We start from the raw sequence: 25,351 nt of genomic DNA on the forward strand, positions 1-25,351 counted from the left end.
TCGATAGGGTGTGCCGCGTGATCACGTGGCGGACCGCGACCGTGGTGTCGCACGCGAAGACCTGGACCGGCGCCCAGGAGCTGCACGTGCAGCTCCACGACCCCCTGCCCGGGCGCGACGACGACCCCGACGCGACCGTGCGCGCCCTCGCGTACACCCAGCTCGTCGGCACCCCCGACCCCGGCGACCACGTGCTCCTCAACGTCTCCGCCCTCGCGCGCGGCCTCGGCACCGGCGGGTACGCCCTCGTCGTCGGCCCCGCCCAGCCCGGCACCCCCCTCCCGCCCGACCCCGCACCCGGGCCCGGCCACCTCGTCAAGGCCCGCTACACCCCCCTCCAGGCCCTCGTCCTCGGCGTCGACGAGCAGGAGTCCCCCCACCACGACACCCTCCGCGACGCCGACGACCTCGACGGCACCCCCGTCGTCGTCGCCGACCTCCACTCCGCCCTGCCCGCCGTCGTCGCCGGCGCCCGGCACGCCGCGGCGCTCGCGGGCCGCCCCGCCCCCCGCGTCGCCTACGTCATGACCGACGGCGGCGCCCTGCCCGCCGCGTTCTCCCGCACCGTCGCCACCCTGCGCGACACCGGCTGGCTCGACACCTGCCTCACCGTCGGTCAGGCGTTCGGCGGCGACCTCGAGGCCGTCACCGTGCACACCGGCCTCCTCGCCGCGCGCCACGTCGCCGGCGCCGACCTCGTCGTCGTCGCCCAGGGACCCGGCAACCTCGGCACCGGCACGCGCTGGGGCTTCTCCGGTGTCGCCGCCGGCGAGGCCCTCAACGCCGTCGCCGCCCTGGGCGGCCGACCCGTCGCGTCCCTGCGCGTCTCCGGCGCCGACGCCCGCGACCGCCACCTCGGCGTCTCCCACCACTCCCTCACCGCGTACGGCCGCGTCGCCCTCGCCCCCAGCGACGTCCCCGTGCCCGTCCCCACGCCCGACGTCGAGCGGCTCGCCGGGTGGGGGGCCGGCCTCACGGGCCGCGTCGCCGAGCAGGCCGCGACCCTCGCGGCCCCCACCGGGCGCCACCACCTCGTCGACGTCCCAGCCGGCCTCGCCCTCCTCGACGCCCTCCACGACGTCCCCGTCCGGCTCTCCACCATGGGCCGCGGGCTCGACGCCGACCCCGCCGCGTTCGTCGCCGCCGCCGTCGCCGGCGTCCACGCCGAGTCGCTACGGCCCGCATGACCGCACCGCAGGGGGACAACCACCGCCGGCCCGGGCCGGGCCGCTTCGCCGTCGTCGCCGCGCTGGCGCTCGCGGCCGTGCTCGCCGCCGCCGTCGGCGCGCCGTGGGGCTGGGACGCGCCCGGCTGGTTCGACGACGTCGCGCAGGACCCGGTCGCGCCGCCGCCGGACACCGCCGCGACCGACGTCCTGTCGCAGGAGCGGGAGGACCTCCGTGCACTGATCGACACCGGCGGCCTGTCGTTCGACGCGTACCTGCTCTGGTTCCTGGTCGCGGTCGTGCTCGTGGTCCTCGTCGTGCTGGCGCGCCGCTACCTCCCGGCGCTCCTCGTGCGTCGGCGACGCCGACGCGACTTCCTCGTCACGGCGTCCGGCGACGTCTCCGTCCACGCGGCCGAGGACCCGGTCGTGCCGGAGCTGCGGGAGGCGGTCCAGCGGGCGCACGACGACCTGCGCGCGCCGGACGCGGACCCGCACGACGCCGTCGTCGCCGCCTGGGTCGCGCTCGAGCGCGCCGCGGAGCGGGCAGGCACCCGGCGCGACCCCGCGCAGACCCCGACCGAGTTCACGACCGCGGTCCTGGCGAGCACCCGGGTGGACCCGGAAGCGGTCGCGACGCTGCGCGGCCTGTACCACCGGGCCCGGTTCGGCGAGACGGCGCTCGGGGAGCGCGACCTGGAGGCCGCACGCGCGGCGCTCGCCCGCATCGCGGCCGACCTCACGACGCGGGTCGGCGGCGCCCAGGACCTGACCCCCGCGCCCCATGGCCGCCCGCTCCACGACGAGGCCCGGCCGTGAGGGCGCGCGGACGCTGGGACCGGCTGCGCCCGGCCGACCGGCACGCCCTGCTCGCGGCCACCGCCGTCGTCGGGCTCGGCGCGCTCCTCGTGCTGCTCGGGTTCTCGCCCGCGCACGCCCTCATGCTCACCGCGCTCGGCGTCGCGGGCGTCCTGCTGTGGCACCGCACCGGCTACGCCGGGGACACCGTGTGGCCGCGCGTCCCCGACGTGCGGCGCGACGGCAACCGGCGCGACGTGTCCGACCTCGGCTGGTCCGTCCTGGGCCGCGACGGGCGCGTCACGGCCGCCGCCGCCCGCCGCGTGCGCCACCTCACGGAGCGTCGCCTCGCCCGCCACGGCGTCGACGACCTCGCCGACCCCGGCGCCGCCACCGACGTGGCCCGCCTCCTCGGCCCCCGCGCCGCGCGCACCGTCCACGACCTCGTCACCGACGACCGCCTCCCCACGCCCGCCGAGCTCGACACCTGGCTCGCGGCGCTCGACCGGATCGACCAGCCTGACCAGCCCGAACCGACGACCATCCACGACCACCCGGACCGCCCCGACGGAGGGACACCCCGATGACCGCCGACCCCGCACCCCGCCCCGCCGGACCGGGCACGACCCTCGACGTGCCCACCGTCGCCGCGCACGGCCGCGCCGTCCTCGACGAGGTCGCGACCGCCGTCGTCGGCGCCCGCGAACCCCTCACCCTCGCGCTCGCCACCGTCCTCGCCGGCGGGCACGTGCTGTTCGAGGACGTCCCCGGGCTCGGCAAGACCCTCGCCGCGCGCAGCCTCGCCCGGGCCCTCGGCCTCGACTTCACCCGACTGCAGTGCACCCCCGACCTCCTGCCCTCCGACGTCACCGGGTCCTCCGTGTACGACCCCGCGACCCGGACGTTCGAGTTCCGGCCCGGGCCGGTCTTCACCGGGCTGCTGCTCGCCGACGAGATCAACCGCACCGCCCCCAAGACGCAGTCCGCGCTGCTCGAGTCCATGGCCGAGCGCCAGGTCACCGTCGAGGGCACCACCCACGCGCTGCCCCGCCCCTTCCACGTCGTCGCGACGTCCAACCCCGTCGAGCACGAAGGCACCTACCCGCTCCCCGAGGCACAGCTCGACCGCTTCATGGTGCGCCTCTCCGTCGGATACCCCGGCCGCGACGAGGAGCGCGAGGTCCTCACCCGCCGCATCGCCCGCCGCCACGACGACCCCGTCGTCCGCCAGGTCGTCGACCGCGACACCGTCCTCGCCATGCAGACCGCCGTCGAGCAGGTCGACGTCCACCCCGACGTCGTCGCCTACTGCGTCGACCTCGCCGCCGCCACCCGCACCCACCGCGACCTCGAGGTCGGCGCATCGCCCCGCGGCTCCCAGAACCTGGCCCTCCTCGCCCGCGGCGTCGCCGTCCTCGACGGACGCGACGTCGTCCTGCCCGAGGACGTCAAACGCGTCGCCGTCCCCGTGCTCGCCCACCGCCTCACCCTCACCCCCGGGGCGTGGGCCGCCGACCTGCGGCCCGAGACCGTCGTCGCCGGCATCCTCCAGACCGTCCCCGGACCCGCCACCGTCGGCGCTCGCGGATGAGCACCCCTGCGGCGGACCGCGACACCGACGCGCCCCGCTGGCGCACCACCGTCCACCTCGCCGCCGGCGTCCTCCTCGGCAGCACCCTCCTCGCCCTCGGCGTCCTCCTCCGCCGTCCCGACGTCGCACTCCTCGGGCTCGCGCCCCTGCTCAGCGCCGTCTGGGGCTGGACCCGCCGCCCGCACGGACCCGTCAGCGTGCGGGTCGTCCTCGACACCGACACCCCACCCGGCACCCTCGCAGCCCGCACCGTCGCCGACGTGCCGCCCGGCGTCGAGCTCCTGCGGCTGCGCGCCCTCGCCCCCGGCGGCCTCGTCACCGAACGGCTGGTCCGTGCCACGCCCGGAACCCACGAGCTCGCCTGGCGCGCGCCCTCCGCACGCACCGGCGTCACCGACAGCCTCCGCGTCGACTACGCCGCCTACGGCCCCGACGGCGTCGAGGAGCAGGTTCCCCGCGTCGCCCGCGGACCGCGCCGCCTCGTCCTGCCCCGCCCGCTCCCGCTCGGACGACTGCCCCTCTCCTCCCGACTTCGCGGACTCTCCGGACCCCACACCTCCCGACGCCCCGGCGACGGCACCGAGCTCCGCGACGTCGACGCCTTCCGCCCCGGCGACCGGCTCCGCCGCATCGACTGGCGCGCCACCGCCCGCCGCTCCCCCACCCTCGACACCCTCTACGTCCGCCGCACCTTCGGCACCGCCGAGGCGACCGTCGTCCTCGTCGTCGACTCCCGCGACGAGGTCGCCCCCGACCTCGCCACCTGGAACGGCGTCGGCGCACAGCGCCCCGACGAGGCCACCTCCCTCGACCTCGCCCGCCACGCCGCCGCGTCCGTCGCCCAGGCCGTCCTCGCCGACGGCGACCGCGTCGCCCTCGACGACCTCGGCCGACTCGCCCGACCCGTCCGCGCCGGCGGCGGGCGACGCCACCTGCGCCGCATCCTCCACGGCCTCGCCCTCGCCCGACCCGTCGGCGACCCCTCCGCCCGGCACCGCCCGCCCCAGGTCCCCGCCGGCGCCGCCGTCTACCTCTTCTCGACCCTCCTCGACGACGAGGCGCCCCGCCTCGCGCGCCAGTGGCACGACACCGGGCACGTGGTGGTCGTCGTCGACGTCCTCCCGCCCGTCTCCCTCGCCGGCGTGGACGACCACGTCGCGACCGCCTGGGCCGTCACGCGCCACGAGCGCGCGGACCGCGTGCACGACCTGCGCGAGCGCGGGGTCGTCGTCGCACGCTGGTACGACGGCACGCCCGGCGCCGACGGCGCTCGCGGGACGCTCGAGCTCGCGGCGCGCCGGCTCGACCGACAGGGTCCCGGTCGACCGAGCCCCGTCGGGGGTGCCCGATGAGACGCCTCGTCCGACGCGAGGTCGTCACCGCGGGGCCGCGTCCTCGCCTCGAGGTCGAGACCGGGCGCACCTTCGCGGGGTGGTGGCTGCGCGCCGTCCTCCTCGTCCTCGCCGGCGCCTTCACCGGAGCGGCGCTCCAGACGACGGGACTCGCACCGTCGTTCGTCTGGGGCACCGCCGTCGTCCTCGGGACCGCGACGACCTTCCTCCCCGCACCACCGGTGCCGCACGTGCTCGTGCTCCTCGGCGGCCTCCTCCTGCTCGTGGAGGGGGACGGTCCCTTCGACCCCGTCGTGCTCGTGCTCCTCCCGCTGGGCCACCTCGTCCTGCGCGCCGCCTGGTGGGCGGACCACGTGCCGCCCGACGCGCGTGCCGAGCTGCGGGCGGTGCTGCCCGACCTCCGTCGGGTGGTCGTGCTGCAGGCCGCGCTGCTCGTGGTGGCGCTCGGCGTCCAGGTCGTCACGGCGAGAGACGTCTCGTCGGCGGTCGCCACCGCGCTCGGTGGCGTCGCCGTGCTGGGCCTCGTGCTGCTCGTCACGCCGCGGGACTGACCTCGCCCTGCGAGCGGCCGAGGACCGCCCGACGATGGCGGGGACGGCACCCGAGACCGTCCCGCCGCCGCCGCGGCGTACGCACCCGACCCGAGGAGGCACCCATGGCCGCTCGCTCCGACCTGCCGAAGTACACCGTCCCGTCGCTCACCCCCGAGGAAGGGGCGAAGGTCGCCGGGATCCTCCAGGAGCGCCTGCACGCGCTCAACGACCTGCAGCTCACGCTCAAGCACATCCACTGGAACGTCGTCGGGCCGCACTTCATCGCGGTGCACGAGATGATCGACCCCCAGGTCGACGCCGTCCGGGCGATGGTCGACGCCGTCGCGGAGCGCATCGCGACCCTCGGCGTCTCCCCGAAGGGCACCCCCGGCGCGCTCGTCGCCGAGCGGACCTGGGAGGACTACTCCCTCGGCCGCGCGTCGACGATCGCTCACCTCGGCGCCCTCGACGAGGTGTACGTCGGGGTCATCACGGCGCACCGCGAGGCGGCGTCCGCGACCGAGGGCCTCGACGACGTCACGAACGACCTGCTCATCGGGCACCTGCACGACCTCGAGCTGTTCCACTGGTTCGTCCGGGCGCACCTCGAGTCGACCGGAGGCGACCTCTCCACCGACGGCGCGCGCACCGAGACCGGCGCCGCACGCAAGGCCGAGCAGGCGGCCGCCGGCCAGCCCTGACCCCGCTCCCCGTCTCGGCCGCTTCCCCCCAGGGCAGAGCCGGCCGCCCGCCTCGCTCGTCGGGGTGGGCGGCCGGCTCTTCCGTGCTCGTCGGTGAGCCGAGTACGGAGGGTGGGGTGGGTATGACCGCTTGGCACACTATTTTTTTCCGAGGTGCGACGTAGGGTCGACGCATGAGCGAGAACACGCCCCGACAGCCCGTCATCCGCCAGCTGCGCCTCGTCGTGGAGGCGGAGGACTACGACGCCGCCCTCACCTTCTACCGCGACGTGCTGGGCCTCCCCGAGCGCATCGCCTACGCCGACGGCGAGGACGACCGGGTGGCGATCCTCGACGTCGGGCGCGCGACGCTCGAGATCGCGAACCCGGCCCACAAGCGGGCGATCGACGACGTCGAGGTCGGGCGCCAGGTGGCCGGCCACCTGCGCGTGGCGTTCGAGGTGGACGACGCGCGGGCCGCCACCGAGCGCGCGGTCGAGGCCGGGGCAGACCTCGCCGCTCCCCCGACCCGCACCCCGTGGGGCTCGCTCAACTCACGGCTCGACGCCCCCGCCGGCCTCCACGTCACCCTGTTCCAGGAGCTCGGCGGCGAGGAGGGCGTCCCGCCCGGCGTCGTCGCCGAGCCCGGGTCCGGCGACGATCCCGCTGCCGACGGGCGCTGACGCCTCGACCCACGCCCGCCGGACCTGCTCGAAGCGCGTCGGCAACGGAGCCCGCACGGCGCCGTAGCGGGCGTTCGTCCGGTGCACGAACCGCCGCCACGAGAGCACGAGACCCTGCTTGGTGATGGGCAGGCCGCTGGAGACGGTCACGCCGTTGTCGTGCGTGTGGTGCACCGTGAGCAGCAGCGCGCGCGGCACCGACCCCTCGAGGTCCGCCGCGAGCACCTCGCGCACGGCCATCCAGCGCCGCAGCACCACGACCACGCTCGCGCTGAGCACGTGCTCGCGCACCGTGCGGTGCTTGCCGTGCGTGAGCACGACCCTCCCCTCCCCCGCGCGCGCCGTCGCGGGTCCGAGGTCGATCGCGTCCGCCGTGCACCGCAGGAGGTCGCCGTACCGGGCCCCGGTCGCACGCGTGAGGCCGGCGATCACGGCGAGGCGCACCGTCTCCGGCTTCGCCGCCTCGACCATCGCCTCGGTCGCGAGCGTGCGCCACACCCACTCGGCCTCGTCCAGCGAGACCGTCGGCCGGGGGTACCGGGACGGTGCGGCGGCGGAGCTGGAGCCGGTGTCGTCGGGGCCGCCGGGAGGCGAGGCGGCGGAGTCGGTGGTCACGGTCGAGAACCTACCCGCTTGGCACACTATTCGTGGCAGGACACACCGGAACGGGCTCGGAGGAGCCCGGCCTGTCGCGCGAGATTGAATACCTATGCAGATTCGCGCATACTTTGACCATGTCCAAGGTTCTCACCTCCCTCCCCGTCGGCGAGCGCGTCGGGATCGCGTTCTCCGGCGGCCTCGACACGTCCGTCGCCGTCGCCTGGATGCGCGACAAGGGCGCCGTGCCCTGCACCTACACCGCCGACATCGGCCAGTACGACGAGCCCGACATCGCGTCGGTGCCGGGACGCGCCACGGCGTACGGCGCCGAGGTCGCGCGCCTGGTCGACTGCCGCGCGGCGCTCGTCGAGGAGGGCCTCGCGGCCCTGGCCTGCGGGGCGTTCCACATCCGCTCCGGCGGGCGCGCGTACTTCAACACCACTCCCCTGGGCCGGGCCGTCACCGGCACCCTGCTGGTGCGCGCGATGCACGAGGACGACGTCCAGATCTGGGGCGACGGGTCCACGTTCAAGGGCAACGACATCGAGCGGTTCTACCGTTACGGCCTGCTCGCCAACCCGGCCCTGCGCATCTACAAGCCGTGGCTCGACGCCGACTTCGTCGCCGAGCTCGGCGGTCGCAAGGAGATGTCGGAGTGGCTCCTCGCCCACGACCTCCCCTACCGCGACAGCACGGAGAAGGCCTACTCGACCGACGCCAACATCTGGGGGGCGACGCACGAGGCGAAGACGCTCGAGCACCTCGACACCGGCATCGAGACCGTCGACCCGATCATGGGCGTCCGGTTCTGGGACCCCTCGGTCGAGATCGCGACCGAGGACGTGACGATCGGCTTCGTCCAGGGCCGACCGGTGACGATCGACGGTCGCGAGTTCGAGTCCGCCGTCGACCTGGTGAACGAGGCCAACGCGATCGGCGGTCGCCACGGCCTCGGCATGTCCGACCAGATCGAGAACCGCATCATCGAGGCCAAGAGCCGCGGCATCTACGAGGCGCCCGGCATGGCGCTCCTGCACGCCGCGTACGAGCGCCTCGTCAACGCGATCCACAACGAGGACACGCTCGCGCAGTACCACACCGAGGGCCGCCGTCTCGGCCGTCTCATGTACGAGGGGCGCTGGCTCGACCCGCAGGCGCTCATGATCCGCGAGTCGCTCCAGCGCTGGGTCAGCACCGCCGTCACGGGCGAGGTCACGCTGCGCCTGCGCCGCGGCGAGGACTACTCGATCCTCGACACCACCGGGCCCGCGTTCAGCTACCACCCGGACAAGCTCTCGATGGAGCGCACCGAGGACTCCGCGTTCGGCCCCATGGACCGGATCGGCCAGCTCACCATGCGCAACCTCGACATCGCCGACTCGCGCGCCAAGCTCGAGCAGTACGCCGGCATCGGGATCGTCGGGACGACGCACGCCGCGCTCATCGGGGCAGGTACCGGCGCGCCGACCGAGCTCATCGGCGCGATGCCCGAGGGCGGCGCCGAGGTCATCGCCTCGCGCGGCATGGCCGAGGGCGACGACGCGCTCCTGGACCGCGCCGCCATGGAGTCCGGCACGGACTGACCCCGGTGGCCGCACCCGCCGAGATAGCGGCGTACCGCACGGAACGCCGGTTCCGCACGGTCGCACGTCGCTATCTCGGCGGCAGGTCGCTATCTCACGGGGGCCCGGGGCGCACAGGTAGGGTCGCGGGATGAGCGCGGGCACCGGTGAGCTGTGGGGGACGATCGCCCGACCCGTCGACCACGAGCTCGTGGTCAAGAAGTCCCGGTTCCTCGCGCACCTCTCCCCCGTCACCTCGGTCGCCGAGGCAGACGCCGTGATCGCCCGGGTCCGCAAGGAGCACTGGGACGCGCGGCACCACTGCGTCGCGCTCGTCGTCGGCACCCACGCCGACCAGCAGCGCTCCACGGACGACGGCGAGCCCTCCGGGACCGCCGGCGTCCCCATGCTCGAGGTGCTGCGGCACCGGCAGGTCACCGACGTGGTCGCCGTCGTCACGCGCTACTTCGGGGGCGTCCTGCTCGGCGCGGGCGGGCTCGTCCGGGCGTACTCGTCCGCGGTGAGCGGGGCGCTCGACGTCGCGCGTCCCGTGCGCCGCGCGGTGCTCACCGAGGTGCGCGTCGACGTCCCGCACGCCGACGCCGGCCGCCTGCACGGCGTCCTGCGCGACTGGTGCGCCCAGCACGACGGCACGCTCGAGGGCGTCGGCTACGGCGCGACGGCCACGTTCACCGTCCTCGTCCCCCCGGCCGAGCTCGACCGTTTCGACGCCGACCTCGCCGCCACCTCCTCCGGCACCCTCGAGCCCCGCCGGGGCGAGGACCGCGTCGTCGACCTCCCGGCATGAGCCCACCCGTCGAGGTAGAGCCGTGCCCGGCCGAGGTACAGACCCGGTAGCGCGAGGTAGAGGCTCGGTAGCGCGAGGTAGAGACCCGGTAGCGCGAGGTAGAGCCTTGGTCATGCCCGATGGCGGTCGATCGTCCGCCGTCGCCGTTCGTCTCCCGAGGTGGTCGGGCGCCTGCGGCGGCTGGTGCGACGACTGCGCTCGGCCGGTTCTGTGACCAGGAGGGTCGACCAGGCGGCGGTTCCGGTCGGACGAGCGCGCGACGCTCGCACCTCAGGCGTACCGGTTGCGCCGGAACCAACTGCCGGACGCGAGGCCAGGGCCATGCGCTACACGGTGACCCATGGCACGGCGCGGGCGAGCCGCCACCATGGCCGACCACCCCAGGCGAACCATGCGCCGTCGAGCACCAGAACCACGCCTCTACCTCGTGCTACCAGGGCTCTACCTCGCGCTACCGGGCCTCTACCTCGCGGTACCAGGGCTCTACCTCGGCCATCCGGGGTGCTCCCTCGGTCAGTCGCTGACTCCGTCCGGGCCGACGACGGCGCCGTCGGGGACGCGCGAGGAGCCGCCCGGGTCGGCGAGCTCGGCGTCGCCGGTGACGGTGACGCCCGAGCCGAAGGTCCAGTCGCCGCGGACCGTGAGGGAGCGTGCCGCGCGCAGGGACGGGGTGCCGTCGTCGAACCGGGCGTCGAACGCGGCGATGGTCTTGTAGTGCGCCGGGTCGAGGTCGACGAGCGGAGCGTCGGTCCGGGCGACGAACCGGTACCGGTCGTCGAGGTCGTAGACGTCGGAGCGCAGGACCAGGAGGTCGTTCGTCGTCTTGACGGGCAGGAACCGGTCGCGCCCGACCTCGATGGCGACGGCGCCGTCGAACACCTCGACGGCGGCGCCCATGGCGGACTCGATCTGCACGACCTCGGGCGAGGTCGGGTCGGTCGGGTCGACGGTCTTGGTGTTCTTGATGAGCGGGAGCTCGAGCACGCCGCCGGTGCGGTCGAGCTCGGCCGCGAGCGCCTCGAGGTCGAACCAGAGGTTGTTGGTGTTGAAGTACCGGTGCGTGCTGATGTCGGCGGCGGCGTCCTGGTCGTCCTGCGGCGTCTGAGCGGTCTCGCGCAGGACGAGGCGCCCGTCGCTGCGGCGGACGGCGAGGTGGCCGCCCTTGCGGTCGGCGGGGGTGCGGCGCGCGACCTCGGCGGCGAAGGGGGCGCCGCTGGCGGCGAACCAGCCGGCCATGGCGGCGTCGGGCGCGGCGCCGAGGTTGTCGGAGTTGGAGACGCTGGCGTACCGGTAGCCGGCGTCGAGGAGGGCGCGCAGCGCGCCGGAGGCGAACAGGGCGGTGTAGAGGTCGCCGTGGCCGGGCGGGCACCACTCGAGCTCGGGGTCGGCGGGCCAGTCGACGGGGGTGAGGTCGTCGGCGCGGAGCTTGGGCTCGCGGTTCTGGAGGAAGTCGAGCGGGAGGCCTGCGACGGGGAGGTCATCGTGGGGGGCGAGCGCGGCGAGGGTGTCGTCCTGGGTGCGGAACGAGTTCATGAGGAGCAGCGGCAGGGGCGCTCCGGTGGCGTGCCGGGCGGCGCGGACCTGGGCGACGATGACGTCGAGGAAGGTGAGGGGGCCGCTGTCGGGGCGCTGCGGGTCGGCGTCGCGCACGGTGAGGAGGGACTTGGCGCGGTCCATGCCCATGGAGGTGCCGAGGCCGCCGTTGAGCTTGATGATCGCGGTGCGCTGGAGGGCGTCGCGGGCGGCGTCGTCGGGGACGTCGAGCGCGTCGCGGCGGGTGACGTCGGTGAGGGGCTCGACGTCGGACTCGGGGATCATGCCGGTCGCGCCGGACTCGAGGAGCCGGTAGAAGCGGGTGAAGACGTCGATGGCGGCGGGGGCGACTCCGGCGTCGCGCATGCGGTCGGTGGACTGGGTGAGGCCCTGGCTGCTCATGCCCCGATCGTAGGGGCCGGTACCGTCCCGAGGCAGGGCGGCGAGAGCCCGCCGCGCCCGGGTGAGACACGGGTCACACGCCTACCGTGGGGGGATGGCGGACGGGTGGCCCGGCCGCGTGGCGACGTGGCTGGGGTCGTGGTTCTGGGCACCGGACTACGACGTGGCACGCGAGGTGCTGCAGCGCGGCACGGCGGCCGTGCTCGTGGTGGCGTTCGTGGTCGTGGTGCGGCAGTGGCGGCCGCTGCTGGGCGAGCGCGGGCTCCTGCCCGTGGCGGCGTTCGTGGACCGCACGTCGTGGCGGGACGGGCCGAGCATGCTGCGGCGGTGGTGCTCGGACCGGTTCGTGGTGGGCTTGGCGTGGTGCGCCGTCGTGCTCGCGGCGCTGCTCGTGGTGGGGGTGCCGCAGCGTGGCCCGTGGTGGGTGACGACGCTCGCGTTCCTGCTGCTGTGGGCGGCGTACCTGTCGGTGGTGAACGTCGGGCAGCGGTTCTACGGGTTCGGTTGGGAGTCGCTGCTGTGCGAGGTGACGTTCCTCGTGGGCTGGCTGGGGTCGTCGGGCGGGGGCGTCGCTCCCCCGGTGCTGGTGCTGCTGGCGGCCCGGTGGTGCCTGTTCCGGGTCGAGCTGGGCGCGGGGCTCATCAAGGTCCGTGGCGACCGGGCGTGGCGCGACCTGACGGCGCTGTACTACCACCACGAGACGCAGCCCCTGCCGGGACCGTTCTCGTGGCACGCGCACCACCTGCCGCGGTGGTGGCACCGGGTGGAGGTGGCGGGCAACCACGTGACGCAGCTCGTGGTGCCCTTCGCGCTGTTCGCGCCGCAGCCAGTCGCGAGCGTGGCGGGCGGCGTGGTGGTGCTCACGCAGGCGTGGCTGCTGGTGACGGGCAACTTCGCGTGGCTGAACTGGCTCACGGTCGTGCTGGGGCTGGGGGTGGTGAGCGACGGCGCGTGGGCGACGGTGGGGTCGTGGCTCGTGCCCGCGCTCGGGCGGGGCGAGGTGCCGGTGCCCGACGGCGGGACCGGCCTGGGCGGCCCGGTCGCCCTGGTCGGGGTGGTGCTCGGGGTGTCGGCGCTGCTGCTCGTGCTGAGCGTGCGCCCGGCGCGCAACCTCGTCGCGCGCCGCCAGCTCATGAACGCGAGCTTCGAGCCGTTCCGGCTCGTCAACGCGTACGGGGCGTTCGGGTCGGTGTCGCGGCGGCGGGACGAGGTCGTGGTGGAAGGCACGACGGCGCGCTCTCCCGGCCCGGACGACTGGGTCGAGTACGCGTTCCGCGGCAAGCCCGGCGACGTGAGCCGGCGTCCGCCGCAGGTCGCGCCGTACCACCTGCGCCTCGACTGGCAGATGTGGTTCCTCGCGCTCGGGTCGCCGGGCACCCGGTGGTTCGAGGTGCTGCTGCTCCGGCTCCTGGAAGCGGACCGCCCTACCCTGCGCCTGCTCGCGGCGGACCCGTTCGCGCACGACCCGGAGGGACCCGCGCCCCGGTGGGTCCGGGCCCGCGTGTTCCGCTACCGGTACACGACGCGCGACGAGCGGCGGCGGTCGGGCGACTGGTGGGTGCGCGAGGAGCGCGGCACGCTCGTCGACCCGATCGACCTCGCGCGCCTGCGCCGCCTCGTCGGCCCGGTCGCCTGACCCGGCGCGTGGCCTCCCGCGCAGGCCCGCCCGCGGTCCTACTCGAAGCGCGACGGGTCGCCCGCGCCCGCGCGGACGACCTCGGGGGCGCCGTCGGAGAAGTCCACGACCGTCGTCGGCTCGCTCCCCCGCTCGCCGCCGTCCACGACGGCGTCGACGACGTGGTCGAGCTCTTCCTTGATCGCCCACCCGTCGGTGAGCGCCTCGGCGGAGCCGGGGAGGATGAGCGAGCTCGACAGGATGGGCTCGCCGAGCGCGGCGACGATGGCCTGCGCGACGGCGTCGTCGGGGATGCGCACGCCGACGGTCTTCTTCTTGGGGTGCGCGAGGCGCCGCGGGACCTCGGACGTCGCGCGCAGGATGAAGGTGTACGGGCCGGGCGTGGCGGCCTTGATGGAGCGGAACGCGGAGTTGTCGACCATGACGAAGTGGCCGAGCTGCGCGAAGTCCGCGCACACGAGCGTGAAGTGGTGCCGGTCGTCGAGGTGGCGGATCCGGCGGATGCGGTCCGCGCCCTCCCGGTCGTCCATGCGGCACCCGAGCGCGTAGCCGGAGTCGGTCGGGTAGGCGACGAGCCCGCCGTCCTCGAGGAGGGCGACGACCTGCGCGATCGCGCGCGGCTGCGGGTTGTCGGGGTGCACGTCGAGGTAGCGGGCCATGTCCCGAGCCTAGGCCCGGCCTTGCGGGTGACCGGCGCTCGCGCCCGGCGTGCCGCCGACCCCGGCTACGCGGGCAGGTGCGCCGCCACGCGCCGCAGCTCCACCGGGCTCGCGTTGCCGCCCGAGCACACGACGCCGACCCGACGGCCGGCGAACCGCTCCGGGTCCGCGAGCACGGCCGCGAGCGCCGTGGCGCCCGCGCCCTCGGCGACCGTGTGCGCGGCGGTGAGGTAGAGCGCCGCGGCGCGCTCGATCGCGTCGTCGTCGACGAGGACGAAGTCGGCGAGGTGGTCGCGCAGCATCGCCTGGGTGAGGGCGAACCCCGTGCCGGTCGCCAGTCCCTCGGCCCGGGAGGTGTTGGGCCGCGCGAGGAGGTCCCCGGCGCGCCAGGAGTCGTGCGCGGCGGGCGAGGCGGACGACTGGACGGCGACCACGTCGAGGTCGGGTGCGAGCGCGTGGGCGACGAGGCATGCGGCCGCGGCGCCGCTGCCCCCGCCGACGGGTACGACGAGCACGTCGAGGTCGGGGGCGCGTTCGAGCAGCTCGAGGTAGGCGGTCGCGACGCCGGCGACGAGCAGCGGCTCGTTGGCGGCGCTGACGAGCCGGGACCCGTCGTCGGCCGCGAGCGCCGTGGCGTGCTCGCGGGCGTCGTCGAACGTGGTGCCGGCGAGGACGAGGCGGGCGCCGAGGTCGCGGACGGCGTCGGCCTTGGTGGGGTTGGGGCTCGTGGGCATGACGATGGTGCAGGGGGTGGCGGTGGTGCGGGCGGCGTAGGCGACGGCCTGGGCGTGGTTGCCGGTGGAGAAGGCGGTGACGCCGCGGGCGCGCTCGTCGGGCGCGAGGCGCAGGAGGAGGTTGAGGGCGCCGCGGACCTTGAACGCGCCGGTGGGCTGGAGGTTCTCGTGCTTGACGACGAGGTTCGCGCCGGTGGCATGGTCGAGCGCGGCGTAGGTGCGCGCGGGCGTGGGGTCGAGGTGCGCGGCGAGGAGGCGGCGGGCGTCGAGGACGTCGCGCATGGTGGGCGGGGCGAGGTCTGCGGGGGCCATGCGTCCACGGTGCCGCGTGCCGTCCCATAGGTCTAATGCCTGTTCTGAGTGTTTCGATCGACGCGATCTATGCTTCGTGGATGGTGGAGTCGGCATGGACCTGACGCGGCTGCGCGTGCTGGCGGCGGTGGCGCGCGAGGGGTCGGTGACGGCGGCGGCGCGGTCGCTGCACTATGCGCAGCCGTCGGTGAGCCACCATCTGGCGCGCCTGGAGGCGGAGGTGGGCGTGCCGCTGCTGGAGCGGCACGGGCGCGGGGTGCGTCTGACGGCGGCGGGGCGGCTCCTGGCGACGCGCGCGGAGGAGATCCTGGGGCGCGTGGGTGCGGCGCGGGAGGAGCTGGACGCGCTGGTGTCGCTCTCGGCGGGCCGGGTGCGCCTGGCGGCGTTCCCGTCGGCGCTGGCGACGTTGGTGCCCGACGTCGTGGCGCGGCTCGCGCGGGACCGTCCGGGTCTGGGTGTGGGGCTGGTGGAGGCGGAGCCGCCGGAGGCGCTGGACGCGTTGCGGCGTGGCTCGGTGGACGTGGCGCTGGTGTTCGAGCACGACCGTTCCCCGGTCGACGTGGAGGGTCTGCGCGCGGTGCCGGTGCTCGCCGAGGAGCTGTTCCTCGTGCGGGCGGCGGACGACGCGAGGCCCGCCGGCGGGGGCAGCAGCACGCCGGAGGCGGACGCTGTGCTCGCCGACCTCGCGTCGCTCGCGGACGCGGCGTGGATCGCGGGCTGCGAGCGGTGCCGCGCCGACCTGGTGGGCCGGTGCGAGCGCGCGGGCTTCACGCCGCGGGTGGCGTTCGAGACGGACGACTACGTCGCGGTGCAGTCCCTCGTGGCGGCCGGGGTCGGGGTCTCGCTCCTGCCCGCCCTGGCGCTGCGCGCCCACCGTGACCCGCGGGTGCGGACGCACGCCCTGCCCGGGGCGGCGCGCCGAGTGCTCGCGGTCACGTACGGGGACCGGCCCTCCCCCGGTGCGGCGGCCGTCGTCGACGGTCTGGTGCGCGCCGCGGGGTGAGGTCGCGGTGCGGGTGCGCTCCCCGGGTGCGCGTGGCACGCTCGCCTCGTGCCGCAGAACACGACCCAGGGAACCGGCGCGAGCATCGACGTGCCGGCCGACGTGCCCGAGCCGCAGCCCGTCCTGGGCGGCCTCACCGAGTCCGCGGTGTTCCTCGTCGTCAGCGCCACGGGGTCGCCCGGGTCGCGTGCGCGCCTGCTGGACGTCGCGTCGTCGGTGAACGACCTGGTGCGCGCGGTCGGGTTCCGCCAGTCGGCCGCGGGGCTCACGTGCGTCGTGGGGCTGGGCGCGGCGTTCTGGGACGCCGTGCGCCCGCCCGGGGCGCCGCGGCCCGACGGCCTGCACCCGTTCCGCGCGGTGCAGGGCGCCGTGCACGACGCGCCGTCCACCCCGGGCGACGTGCTGTTCCACGTCCGGGCCGACCGCGCCGACCTCACGTTCGAGCTGACCCGGCAGGTCATGGCCGCGCTCGGCGACACGGTGCGCGTCGACGACCACGTGACGGGCTTCCGCTACTTCGACTCGCGCGACCTGCTCGGCTTCGTCGACGGCACCGAGAACCCGACGGGACGGTCGGCCGCCGGAGCCGCGATCATCCCGGACGGCCCGTTCGCGGGCGGCAGCCACGTCGTCGTGCAGAAGTACGTGCACGATCTCGCGGCCTGGGGTGCGCTGCCCGTCGAGGCGCAGGAGCGCATCATCGGGCGGACCAAGCTCGACGACGTCGAGCTCGCGGACGACGTGCAGCCTCCGGACTCGCACGTCTCGCTCAACACGATCGTCGACGACGACGGCACCGAGCGCGACGTCCTGCGCGACAACATGGCGTTCGGCGACCCGTCGACGGGCGAGTTCGGCACGTACTACATCGCGTACGCCGCGGACGTGGGCGTCGTGGAGCGCATGCTGGACAACATGTTCGTGGGGAACCCGCCGGGCCGGTACGACCACATCCTCGACGTGTCCACCGCGCTGACCGGGACGTCGTTCTTCGTCCCCTCGCTCGACCTGCTCGAGTCGCTGGCCGACGACGCCCCGGACGCCCTCGGCCAGGACACGCCCGCCGACCCGGGTCCCGCGACCGCGGAACCCGCCGCACCCGCCACCACCGCGCCCGTCGGTTCGCTCGCGATCGGGTCGCTGAAGGGAGAACCGTCGTGAGCACCTCGGAACCGGACCTGGGCTCGGTCGTCCCCACGAGCGGCGCCGGCGCGCCCGGGGACTCGAACCTGCACCGCTGGCTCGCGCCCGTCACGGACGCGGCGTGGGAGGAGATCGCCGACGAGGCGCGCCGCACGTTCGTGCGCAACGTCGCCGGGCGGCGCGTGGTCGACGTGACGGGCCCCCTCGGCTTCGGCACCGCCTCCGCGCGCACGGGCCACGTCACCGACGTCGAGGCCCCGCACGACGGCATCCGGGCGCGCCTGCGCGACGTCGTGCCGCTCGTCGAGCTCCAGGTGCCGTTCACGGTGTCCCGGCAGGCGGTCGACGACGTCGCGCGGGGATCCAAGGACTCCGACTGGCAGCCCGTCAAGGACGCGGCCACCGCGCTCGCGCGCGCCGAGGACCGCGCCGTGTTCGAGGGGTACGCGGCCGCCGGGATCCGCGGCATCGGCCCCGGGTCGGACAACCCGCCGATCGCGGTCCCCGCCGACCCGCGCGACCTGCCCGACGCCGTCGCCGCCGCACAGACCGAGCTGCGGCTCGCGGGCGTGGAGGGCCCGTACGCCCTCGTGCTCGACGCCGACCTGTACACGGCGGTGTCCGAGACGCGCGACCACGGGTACCCGATCCGCGAGCAGCTCGAGCGCATGGTGCAGCGCGACATCGTGTGGGCGCCCGCGCTGCGCGGCGGCTACCTGCTCACCACGCGCGGCGGGGACCACGAGCTGACGATCGGGCAGGACGTGTCGATCGGCTACCTCGACCACACGGCCGACGAGGTGCGCCTCTACCTGTTCGCCTCGCTCACGTTCCAGACCTACACCGCCGAGGCGTCCGTCCACCTCACGCGCTGACCCGCATCCCGCTCGCGCCGGCCGACTCTCCGTCGCCCGCTCAGCCCGGGAGGACGACGGCGGGCGCCGCGAGCACGAGCAGCACGACGCACACGCCCGCGACCGCCATCGACAGCGCGAACGGGGCCCGGCTGCGAGGCCGCAGCACGCCCACGACCCCGGCAGCGACCGCGAGCCCGACGGCGGCCCCGCCCAGCCCCGCACGAGCGGCGTCGGGCGCGCCGGGCGGTGCGAGCACGACGAGCACCGAGGCGCCGCCCAGCAGCACGGGCGCGAGCACGCCGCTCGCGCGCCGCCCGAGCCGGTGCGGCAGGCCGCGGACCCCGGTCGCGGCGTCGTCCTCGAGGTCGGGCAGCGTGTTCGCGACGTGCGCGCCCACGCCCAGCAGCGCCGCAGCCGCCACCGCCCAGGGCGCCGGCCGAGCGTCCCCGGGCGCGGCGAGCACGACGAACACCGCGAGCAGGCCGAAGGAGAGCGCGTACGGCGCCCATGACCACCACGTCGCCTTGAGCAGCGCGTTGTACGACCACGCGCTCGCGACCGCGACGACGTGCACCAGCCCCGGCACCACGCCCGTCGCGAACGACAGCACCACGCACGCGCCGAGTGCCGCGAGCGCCGCCGTGCGCAGGGCCGCGGGCGTGACGAGACCGGTCACGACGGGCTTGTCGGCACGCCCGACCGCGAGGTCGCGCCGCGCGTCGAGCCAGTCGTTGCTCCACCCGACCGAGAGCTGCCCGGCGAGGACCGCGAGCGCGACGAGCGTCGTCGTGCGGGCGCCCGCACCGATCCCGGCCGAGAGCGCGAGCGCGAACGCGGTGACCATCACGGTCGGCGGGAAGTGGCTCGCCACGACCAGCCCCCGCACGAGCCCCCGCGACCGCCTCGACGCCATGGCCGCAACGTAGCGCCCCGGACGCTCGCGCGCCTGGGCCCGCGACGGGCCTGCTCGTGCTCGCCCCCGCGCGGGCGGGGCGGGCCGGTGGGACGATGCGGGCATGTCGCGCGTCGTCGCCGTCGGGACCTCGCTGCCCGACCATGCGTACCGCCAGGACGAGATCTCCCGGGTCACGAGCGAGCTGCTCACGGACGACCCGGTACGGCGTGCGGTCACGCGCCGCCTGCACGCCCACGCGGGCGTGGAGACCCGTCATCTCGCGCTGCCGGTCGAGGACTACGGCGGGCTGTCGTTCGGGTCGGCCAACGACACGTTCCTCGCGCTCGGCACGGACCTCGCGGAGCGCGCCTGCCGGGCCGCCCTCGACGACGCGGGGCTGCGCGCGGACGAGGTGGACCACGTCGTCCTGACGACCGTCACGGGCGTCGGCGCGCCCACTCTCGACGTGCTGGTCGCCGCCCGGCTGGGCCTGCGCACCGACGTGCGGCGCACGCCGTCGTTCGGGTGGGGGTGCGCCGGGGGCGCGGCGGGCCTGGCGCGCGCGGACGACCTGCTGCGGGGACGCCCGCGCGACGTCGCGCTCCTCGTGGCGGTCGAGCTGTGCTCGCTGACGCTGCAGCGCGGCGACCCGTCGACGGCGAACCTCGTCGCGTCCGGCCTCTTCGGCGACGGCGCGGCGGCGGCGGCCCTCGTGGGCGACGAGCACCCGCTCGCGCGACGCCCCGGCCCGTACGGACGGGCCGCGCACGACGGCGGCCGGGCGCGCGGGGCGCGCGTCGTCGACTCCCGCTCCCACCTGCACCCGGGCACGACGGGCGACCTCGGGTGGCGCGTGGGCGACACGGGGTTCGAGATCGTGCTGTCCGCGCGGCTGCCGGAGCTCATCGGCGCGCACCTGCTCGGCGACGTGAAGGCGCTCCTCGCCGAGCACGACCTCGAGCCGGCCGACGTCGGCGCGTGGGTCGTGCACGCGGGCGGCCCGCGCGTCCTGGACGCGGTGCGCGACGCGCTCGGCCTCGCCGAGGAGGACCTCGCGCTCAGCCGCGCGTCCCTGCGCGACGTCGGGAACCTGTCGTCCGCGTCCGTGCTGCACGTCCTCGCCGCGACCCTCGCGCGCCCCGCCGTCGAGCCCGGCACGCCCGCCGTGCTCATGGCGTTCGGGCCCGGCGTGAGCACCGAGCTCGTGCTCCTGCGCCTCGACGGTCGCGGGGCGCCCCGCGCGGGGGCGGGCGGATGAGCCTCACCTGGTACGTCGCGCTCGTCGGCGCCACGGCGGTCGAACGCCTCGCGGAGCTGGTCGTGTCGGCGCACAACGCGCGCTGGTCCTTCGCCCGCGGCGGCGTCGAGTCGGGCCGGGGGCACTTCCCCGCCATGGTCGCCCTGCACACCGGGCTGCTGCTCGCGTGCGTCGCCGAGGCGTGGCTCGCGGACCGCCCCTTCCTGCCCTGGCTGGGCTGGCCCATGCTCGCCCTCGTGCTCGCGAGCCAGGGGCTGCGCTGGTGGTGCATCGCGACGCTCGGGCCGCGGTGGAACACGCGCGTCATCGTCGTGCCCGGCCTTCCCCTCGTGGCACGCGGTCCGTACCGGTGGCTGCGCCACCCCAACTACGTCGCGGTCGTCGTCGAGGGCGTCGCCCTGCCGCTCGTGCACTCGTGCTGGGTCACGGCGCTCGCGTTCACCGTCCTCAACGCCGTGCTGCTGGCCCGGTTCCGCATCCCGGCCGAGGAGCGCGCGCTCGTCCTCGCCACCGCGGGCGGGCCCCGCCCGGCGTCGCCGTGACGCCCGCGCGCACCGACGTGCTCGTCGTCGGCGGCGGGCCCGTCGGGCTCGCCGCCGCGCTGCACGCCCGCCGCGCCGGGCACGACGTCGTCGTGGTCGACCGTCGCGCGGGCGTCATCGACAAGGCGTGCGGCGAGGGCCTGCTGCCCGGCGCGCTCGCCGCGGTGCTGGCGCTCGGCGTCGACCCGCCCGGGCACCCGCTCGCCGGCATCAGCTACCGCGACGCGACCCGCCACGCCGACCACCCGTTCGCGGCCGGGCCGGGCCGTGGGGTGCGCCGCACGGCCCTGCACGCGGCCCTGCGCGAGCGCGCGCTCGCGGAGGGCGTCGCGATCGAGCACGCGACCCTGCGCGCGCTGCGCCAGGACGAGCGCGGGGTGGAGGTCACGCTCGACGCCGCACGCGACGACGGCGGGGCGCGCTCGGTCGTGCGCGCCGGCTGGGTGCTCGGCTGCGACGGGCTCCACTCCACCGTCCGGCGCCTCACCGGGCTCGACGCCCCCCCGCGCGGGCGCGCCCGGTTCGGACTGCGCACCCACTACTCCGTCGCCCCCTGGAGCGACCTCGTCGAGGTGCACTGGGCCCCGCACGCCGAGGCGTACGTGACCCCGGTGGGGCCCGACGTCGTCGGCGTCGCCGTGCTCACCCACCGCGCCCGCGCGAGCCGGGAGACGGGCTCCGGCCCGGACAGCGGCGCCGCCGCCGGGCTGGACGCCTTTCCCGGGCTCGCGCAGCACCTGCGCGGCGCACCGGTGCTGGGGCGCGTGCGCGGTGCCGGGCCGCTGCGCCAGCAGGCCCGACGGCGCACGGCCGGGCGGGTGCGCCTCGTCGGCGACGCGTCCGGGTACGTCGACGCGCTCACGGGCGAGGGCGTGCGCGTCGGGCTCGCCCAGGCCGACGCCGTCGTGCGCCACCTGGAGGACGCCGCGGCCTACGAGCGGGCGTGGGTCCGCGCGACGCGCGACTACCGCGTCCTGACCGCAGGGCTGCTCGCCTGGGCTGGCAGCCCCGCCCGCGGCGCGATCGTGCCCGCCGCGAGCGCCGCCCCGTGGCTGTACGGGGCGGTCGTCGAGCGCCTCGCCCGCTGACCGCTGCTCTCGCCCCCGGACCGTGTCGCGCCCGGGCACCCGCGGTGAGCCGACGTCGTGTGGGTGCGGGCGGCTACCGTGCCGCCCATGACCTCGCTCGACATGCACGTCGTCCCCGACCGCTTCCTCCTCGCCCACGTCCCCGGCGCCACGTTCCCCGAGGACGACGAGTGGGTCGCGCTCGTGCGCGCCCCCGAGGGCCTGACGGTCGTGCGGCACGCGTCGCCCTTCGACGACGCCGAGCGGTGGGCGGGGTTCTACGGCTCGGCGCACGACCTGGCGACGACCGGGGTGCTCGCCTCCGTCGTCGGGCCGCTCGCCGACGCGGGCATCGCCGTCTTCGTCGCCTCGACGTTCCACGCGGACCTCGTGCTCGTGCCCGAGGACCAGCTCGACCGGGCCACGCGCGCCCTGCGCGACGCCGGGCACGCCGTCGCCGGCCCCCGCTGAGGCGCGCACGGGCCGATGCCCTGCCCGGCCTGACGGAGGGTGCGTCCCGCGCGGGACGTCAGTCGCGCGCGACCGCCGCGGCGGCGTCGAGGAGATCGCGGGCCCGTTCGCGCGTGAGGAACGCCAGGACCGCGTCCTTCTCGCCCACGCGCACCCGGTCGGCGACCTCGAAGCCGAGCGCGCGCACCCGGGCGTGGGCGCGCTCGTTCGCGGCGTCGGGCTCGACGACGAGGCGGTCCACGCGCGGGTCGGCGAAGCAGAACCCGACGAGCAGCGGGCCGACCGCGCCCCACAGGTCCGCGCCCCGGGGGCCCCGCGCCCCGAGCAGGAAGTGCGCCCCCGCGTCGCCGGGCCGCGCCGCGTACGCGTCCCCGACCGGGTCGTGCTCCGGCTCGTACGTCTGCAGCAGCGCCACGGGGTTCTCGTCCCACCGCACGAGGAACGCGTGGTGCGTGGGCAGCGAACCGACGTACGCGTACAGGTCGCGCAGCTCGGCCCGGGAGAGCTCGGCCAGACCCCAGAAGCGTGCCCGCGGCTGGGTCACCCAGTCGTGCAGCACGTCCAGGTCGGCGTCGGGGTCGAGCACGCGCAGCGTCAGGCGACCGCCGCCCGGGGCGTCGTGCGTCAGCAGGAGCTCGCCGGGCGCCCCCGTCCGCAACCGTCCGCTCCCCGCGGGAGCGACGGCACCAGCGGGCGCGGGGAGGTCGGCCTCGCCGGGCGGTCCGGTCGGCACCTCGGGGCGGCTCGCGGTCGTCGCGGGGGTGGTCATCGGCTCTCCTCGTGGCGCAGCAGGGTCCAGTCGGTCACGACGGGCACGGTCTGGGCGGCCGCCCACGCCGCGAGCTGGTCGGTGAAGTGCGGCGAGCGGGGATCCCCGCTCGCGCCGAACGGCACGCCCCAGCGGCTCGCGTCGCGGTCGGCCAGGTCCCACGCCCAGCGCGCGACCGACCCGCGCACGCACACGTCGCTGATCCCGGGCACGCTCGCGGTGCAGCGCACGGTGTCCGTGTCGCCGCCGAGCGGCAGCGGCGGCACGCGCGGCACCGCGGCACCCGGGACGTCGAGCAGCACGTGCCGGCCGAGCACGCGGTGGCCGTCGCCCCACACCGGCACGGTCCTCGTGCGGTCAGGGTCCGGCAGACCCCGGACCGGCCCCAGGGGGCCGTCGTCGTGCGCGCCCACGGGATCGTGCGCGACCTCCCGCAGCGCGGCCCACGCCTCGCCCGTCCCGTCGATCCCCAGCCACGCGGCACCGAGCAGCGCCGGCAGCGCGTCCGCGACGCGCGCCGTGACCGACAGCCACGGCGCGAAGACGGTGTCGAGCCGGGTGTCGAGCCCGTGCGGCGAGCGCAGGGGCGCCAGGGCGGGGTGCTCGGCCACCCGGCGCACGAGCGCCGCACGCCACGCGGCGAACAGGGCCGCGTCCGCGCTGTCCGCGTCCATGCGGCGGTCCCACGCGCGCAGGCGGCGGGCCGCGCGCGCCGACGCGAGGTCGCCACCGTCCGCCGAGCCGGACGCGTCCTCGACGCCCGGAGACCTGACGCCCGGCGGCGCGCCGAGCCAGCGCAGCAGGTCGTCCGCGCCGCCGAGCAGCGTGTCCGCGTGCACCCGGGCCTGGTCCGCGGCCGTCGCGTCGTCTCCCGCGGCGTCGAGCAGCGCACGGATCCGCCGCGCGCGGTGGGGCGGCGCGTAGGTGTGGCCCAGGTCGATCTCCGGACGTCCGGGGCGCTCGTTCGCGTCGACCGCGACGTCCTCGACGACCACGGGAGCGGGCGGCACGACCCACGGCCGGGCGCGCGCGGCGTCGGACCACGCGGGCAGCGGCAGGGCACGCTCGCCGCGGTCCCGGCGGGGCACGCGGCCGGCGGTGACCGACAGCACCGTGTCGCGGTCCGCCGCGAGGACGCGGTCCACCGGGTCCACCCACGTCGCGAACGCGTCCGTGACGTCGCGCGCCGAGCGGGCGCGCAGCAGCCGCCGCCACGCGGCGACCCCGAGGTCGGCGTCGACGCGCGCGGGCAGCCGGACCGCGAACGTGCGGTCGGGATCGTCCGGCCCGCCCGTCACGACGACCCCGCGCGCCGTCTCGACCGTCTCCACCCGGTGCTCCACGGGCCCTCCCGCGGCACGCACGCGCACCGTGGCGACGACGACGTCCGCGGGCTCGTGCCCGTCCGGTCCCAGCGCCTCCACCCCGCCGTCGGCGCTCCGGCGCAGGCGTTCGGCGACGACGTCGACGTGGTGCGCCATGGCGTTCGTCACGCCCCAGGCCGCGGCGCCGGCGTGGCCGAAGTGCGGCAGGCCGGGCACGCCCGGGAACGCCAGGCCGACGACGTCGTAGTCGTCACACGCGAGGCGCACCTGCTGGTAGACGCCCGGCAGCTCGAGGAGACGGTGCGGGTCGCCCGCGAGCAGCGGCGCCCCGCTCCGCGTGCGCGCGCCCGCGAGCGCCCACGCGTTCGACCCCGAGCCGGGACCGCCGTCGACGGCGAGCAGGTCGAGGACCTCGGCGAGCGGCACGTCGGGCGCGGACCGGGCGACGGCGGCGCCGAGCGTGCGGGCGACGTGGTCGCGCCACAGCACGTGCGGGAAGCCGGAGAAGAGCACGTGCGCGACGAGGAACACGCCGAGCGGCGCCCACGCGGGCCACGGCTCGTGCGGCGGCAGGTCGCCCCCACCGGGCCATCCCGGGTCGGCGAGGGCGTGCAGCTCGGGCACGTCGCGCCCGCGCTCCAGGCCCTCGTTCACGCCGACGGTGTACGCGTCGACCCAGGCGCGGTCGTCGTCCGCGAGCGCCGCGTAGGCGCGGCGCGCGGTGTCGGCGAGGCGCACGCGGTGGGCGAACCGGTCCCACACCAGTCCGGGCTCGCCGATGCGCTCGGCGAGGCGGCCCTCGGCGCGCCACCGGTCGACCTCGATCTGCCAGCCGCGGTCGAGCGCGGTGACGTACCCCTGGCCGCGCGCGAGCGCGAGCTCGTCGGCGGCGCGCACGTGCGGGACGCCCCACGCGTCGCGGTGCACGGCGAACCCGCCGGGCGGGACCTCCGGCACTCCCGTGGCGACCACG

24 protein-coding genes are annotated in these 25,351 nt (G+C 76.4%); 18 read left to right on the forward strand and 6 right to left on the reverse strand.

Going from position 1 to position 25,351, the window contains the following annotated elements:
* The first annotated feature begins 17 nt into the window (after positions 1-17).
* The 10 genes from ACFC2L_RS07555 to ACFC2L_RS07600 all read left to right on the forward strand — a co-directional run bounded on the left by ACFC2L_RS07555 (position 18) and on the right by ACFC2L_RS07600 (position 9,772).
* A complete protein-coding gene (locus ACFC2L_RS07555) occupies positions 18-1,187 on the forward strand; it encodes a DUF3866 family protein (RefSeq protein ID WP_375823650.1) in 1,170 nt (389 codons plus the stop codon).
* The gene (locus tag ACFC2L_RS07560) at positions 1,184-1,984 is read left to right on the forward strand and encodes a DUF4129 domain-containing protein (protein WP_375823651.1); all 801 of its coding nucleotides are present in this window, start codon (positions 1,184-1,186) and stop codon (positions 1,982-1,984) included. Before ACFC2L_RS07555 ends, ACFC2L_RS07560 begins: the two co-directional genes overlap by 4 nt.
* Positions 1,981-2,550, forward strand: a complete 570-nt coding sequence (locus ACFC2L_RS07565) for a hypothetical protein (RefSeq protein ID WP_375823652.1) — start codon at positions 1,981-1,983, stop codon at positions 2,548-2,550. Before ACFC2L_RS07560 ends, ACFC2L_RS07565 begins: the two co-directional genes overlap by 4 nt.
* Complete coding sequence (locus tag ACFC2L_RS07570) at positions 2,547-3,554, forward strand: AAA family ATPase (RefSeq protein WP_375823653.1); 1,008 nt, start codon at positions 2,547-2,549, stop codon at positions 3,552-3,554. The genes ACFC2L_RS07565 and ACFC2L_RS07570 overlap by 4 nt, the downstream gene beginning before the upstream one ends.
* Entirely contained in the window at positions 3,551-4,906 is a 1,356-nt protein-coding gene (locus ACFC2L_RS07575; protein ID WP_375823654.1) for a DUF58 domain-containing protein, read from the forward strand. Before ACFC2L_RS07570 ends, ACFC2L_RS07575 begins: the two co-directional genes overlap by 4 nt.
* Entirely contained in the window at positions 4,903-5,457 is a 555-nt protein-coding gene (locus ACFC2L_RS07580; RefSeq protein ID WP_375823655.1) for a hypothetical protein, read from the forward strand. Before ACFC2L_RS07575 ends, ACFC2L_RS07580 begins: the two co-directional genes overlap by 4 nt.
* Positions 5,458-5,561: 104 nt before the next feature.
* Positions 5,562-6,140: a Dps family protein gene (locus tag ACFC2L_RS07585; protein WP_253049476.1), complete on the forward strand. Its 579-nt coding sequence runs from the start codon at positions 5,562-5,564 to the stop codon at positions 6,138-6,140.
* A 173-nt stretch (positions 6,141-6,313) separates the two neighbouring features.
* A complete protein-coding gene (locus tag ACFC2L_RS07590) occupies positions 6,314-6,802 on the forward strand; it encodes a VOC family protein (RefSeq protein WP_375823656.1) in 489 nt (162 codons plus the stop codon).
* Positions 6,803-7,536: 734 nt separating this feature from the next.
* A complete protein-coding gene (gene argG, locus ACFC2L_RS07595) occupies positions 7,537-8,985 on the forward strand; it encodes an argininosuccinate synthase (protein ID WP_375823657.1) in 1,449 nt (482 codons plus the stop codon).
* Between the two features lie 130 nt (positions 8,986-9,115).
* Complete coding sequence (locus tag ACFC2L_RS07600) at positions 9,116-9,772, forward strand: YigZ family protein (RefSeq protein WP_375823658.1); 657 nt, start codon at positions 9,116-9,118, stop codon at positions 9,770-9,772.
* Between the two features lie 513 nt (positions 9,773-10,285).
* Here the strand turns inward: ACFC2L_RS07600 and ACFC2L_RS07605 are convergent.
* Positions 10,286-11,707, reverse strand: coding sequence for a UTP--glucose-1-phosphate uridylyltransferase (locus ACFC2L_RS07605; protein WP_375823659.1), 1,422 nt, complete (start codon positions 11,705-11,707; stop codon positions 10,286-10,288).
* A gap of 94 nt (positions 11,708-11,801) precedes the next feature.
* Between ACFC2L_RS07605 and ACFC2L_RS07610 the strand changes: the two genes are divergently transcribed.
* Complete coding sequence (locus tag ACFC2L_RS07610; protein ID WP_375823660.1) at positions 11,802-13,343, forward strand: lipase maturation factor family protein; 1,542 nt, start codon at positions 11,802-11,804, stop codon at positions 13,341-13,343.
* 38 nt (positions 13,344-13,381) lie between these two features.
* Here the strand turns inward: ACFC2L_RS07610 and ACFC2L_RS07615 are convergent, their stop codons facing one another.
* Both ACFC2L_RS07615 and ACFC2L_RS07620 read right to left on the reverse strand, forming a co-directional pair.
* Positions 13,382-14,002, reverse strand: a complete 621-nt coding sequence (locus ACFC2L_RS07615) for an L-threonylcarbamoyladenylate synthase (RefSeq protein ID WP_204541662.1) — start codon at positions 14,000-14,002, stop codon at positions 13,382-13,384.
* 65 nt (positions 14,003-14,067) lie between these two features.
* Positions 14,068-15,048 (reverse strand): threonine/serine dehydratase, encoded by a 981-nt coding sequence (locus ACFC2L_RS07620; RefSeq protein ID WP_375823661.1) that lies wholly within the window; start codon positions 15,046-15,048, stop codon positions 14,068-14,070.
* 94 nt (positions 15,049-15,142) lie between these two features.
* Here ACFC2L_RS07620 and ACFC2L_RS07625 point away from each other — a divergent pair, with 94 nt between their 5' ends.
* Genes ACFC2L_RS07625 through ACFC2L_RS07635 form a run of 3 tightly spaced genes read left to right on the forward strand, consistent with a single transcriptional unit; the run spans position 15,143 to position 18,069 of the window.
* A complete protein-coding gene (locus ACFC2L_RS07625; RefSeq protein WP_375823662.1) occupies positions 15,143-16,051 on the forward strand; it encodes a LysR family transcriptional regulator in 909 nt (302 codons plus the stop codon).
* Positions 16,052-16,099: 48 nt separating this feature from the next.
* Complete coding sequence (locus ACFC2L_RS07630; protein WP_375823663.1) at positions 16,100-17,212, forward strand: Dyp-type peroxidase; 1,113 nt, start codon at positions 16,100-16,102, stop codon at positions 17,210-17,212.
* Entirely contained in the window at positions 17,209-18,069 is an 861-nt protein-coding gene (locus ACFC2L_RS07635; protein WP_253049496.1) for a family 1 encapsulin nanocompartment shell protein, read from the forward strand. Before ACFC2L_RS07630 ends, ACFC2L_RS07635 begins: the two co-directional genes overlap by 4 nt.
* 40 nt (positions 18,070-18,109) lie before the next feature.
* Here the strand turns inward: ACFC2L_RS07635 and ACFC2L_RS07640 are convergent, their stop codons facing one another.
* Complete coding sequence (locus ACFC2L_RS07640) at positions 18,110-18,964, reverse strand: UbiA family prenyltransferase (RefSeq protein WP_375823664.1); 855 nt, start codon at positions 18,962-18,964, stop codon at positions 18,110-18,112.
* Positions 18,965-19,067: 103 nt separating this feature from the next.
* On the opposite strand from ACFC2L_RS07640, the gene ACFC2L_RS07645 reads away from it, so the two are divergent.
* From ACFC2L_RS07645 to ACFC2L_RS07660, 4 genes are all read left to right on the forward strand, one after another.
* Positions 19,068-20,204: a type III polyketide synthase gene (locus tag ACFC2L_RS07645; RefSeq protein ID WP_375823665.1), complete on the forward strand. Its 1,137-nt coding sequence runs from the start codon at positions 19,068-19,070 to the stop codon at positions 20,202-20,204.
* On the forward strand, positions 20,201-20,746 hold the full coding sequence (locus ACFC2L_RS07650) for an isoprenylcysteine carboxyl methyltransferase family protein (protein WP_375823666.1): 546 nt from the start codon (positions 20,201-20,203) through the stop codon (positions 20,744-20,746). The genes ACFC2L_RS07645 and ACFC2L_RS07650 overlap by 4 nt, the downstream gene beginning before the upstream one ends.
* Positions 20,743-21,834 (forward strand): NAD(P)/FAD-dependent oxidoreductase, encoded by a 1,092-nt coding sequence (locus ACFC2L_RS07655; RefSeq protein ID WP_375823667.1) that lies wholly within the window; start codon positions 20,743-20,745, stop codon positions 21,832-21,834. Before ACFC2L_RS07650 ends, ACFC2L_RS07655 begins: the two co-directional genes overlap by 4 nt.
* 87 nt (positions 21,835-21,921) lie before the next feature.
* Positions 21,922-22,284, forward strand: a complete 363-nt coding sequence (locus ACFC2L_RS07660; RefSeq protein WP_375823668.1) for an ACT domain-containing protein — start codon at positions 21,922-21,924, stop codon at positions 22,282-22,284.
* 58 nt (positions 22,285-22,342) lie between these two features.
* Here ACFC2L_RS07660 and ACFC2L_RS07665 read toward each other — a convergent pair whose 3' ends face one another.
* Together ACFC2L_RS07665 and ACFC2L_RS07670 are read right to left on the reverse strand one after the other, a co-directional pair.
* Entirely contained in the window at positions 22,343-23,053 is a 711-nt protein-coding gene (locus ACFC2L_RS07665; protein ID WP_375823669.1) for a GNAT family N-acetyltransferase, read from the reverse strand.
* The gene (locus ACFC2L_RS07670) at positions 23,050-25,350 is read right to left on the reverse strand and encodes a penicillin acylase family protein (RefSeq protein ID WP_375823670.1); all 2,301 of its coding nucleotides are present in this window, start codon (positions 25,348-25,350) and stop codon (positions 23,050-23,052) included. Before ACFC2L_RS07670 ends, ACFC2L_RS07665 begins: the two co-directional genes overlap by 4 nt.
* Position 25,351: the final 1 nt, after the last annotated feature.

This window comes from Cellulosimicrobium sp. NPDC055967 (assembly GCF_042269845.1).
Classification (GTDB): Bacteria; Actinomycetota; Actinomycetes; order Actinomycetales; family Cellulomonadaceae; genus Cellulosimicrobium.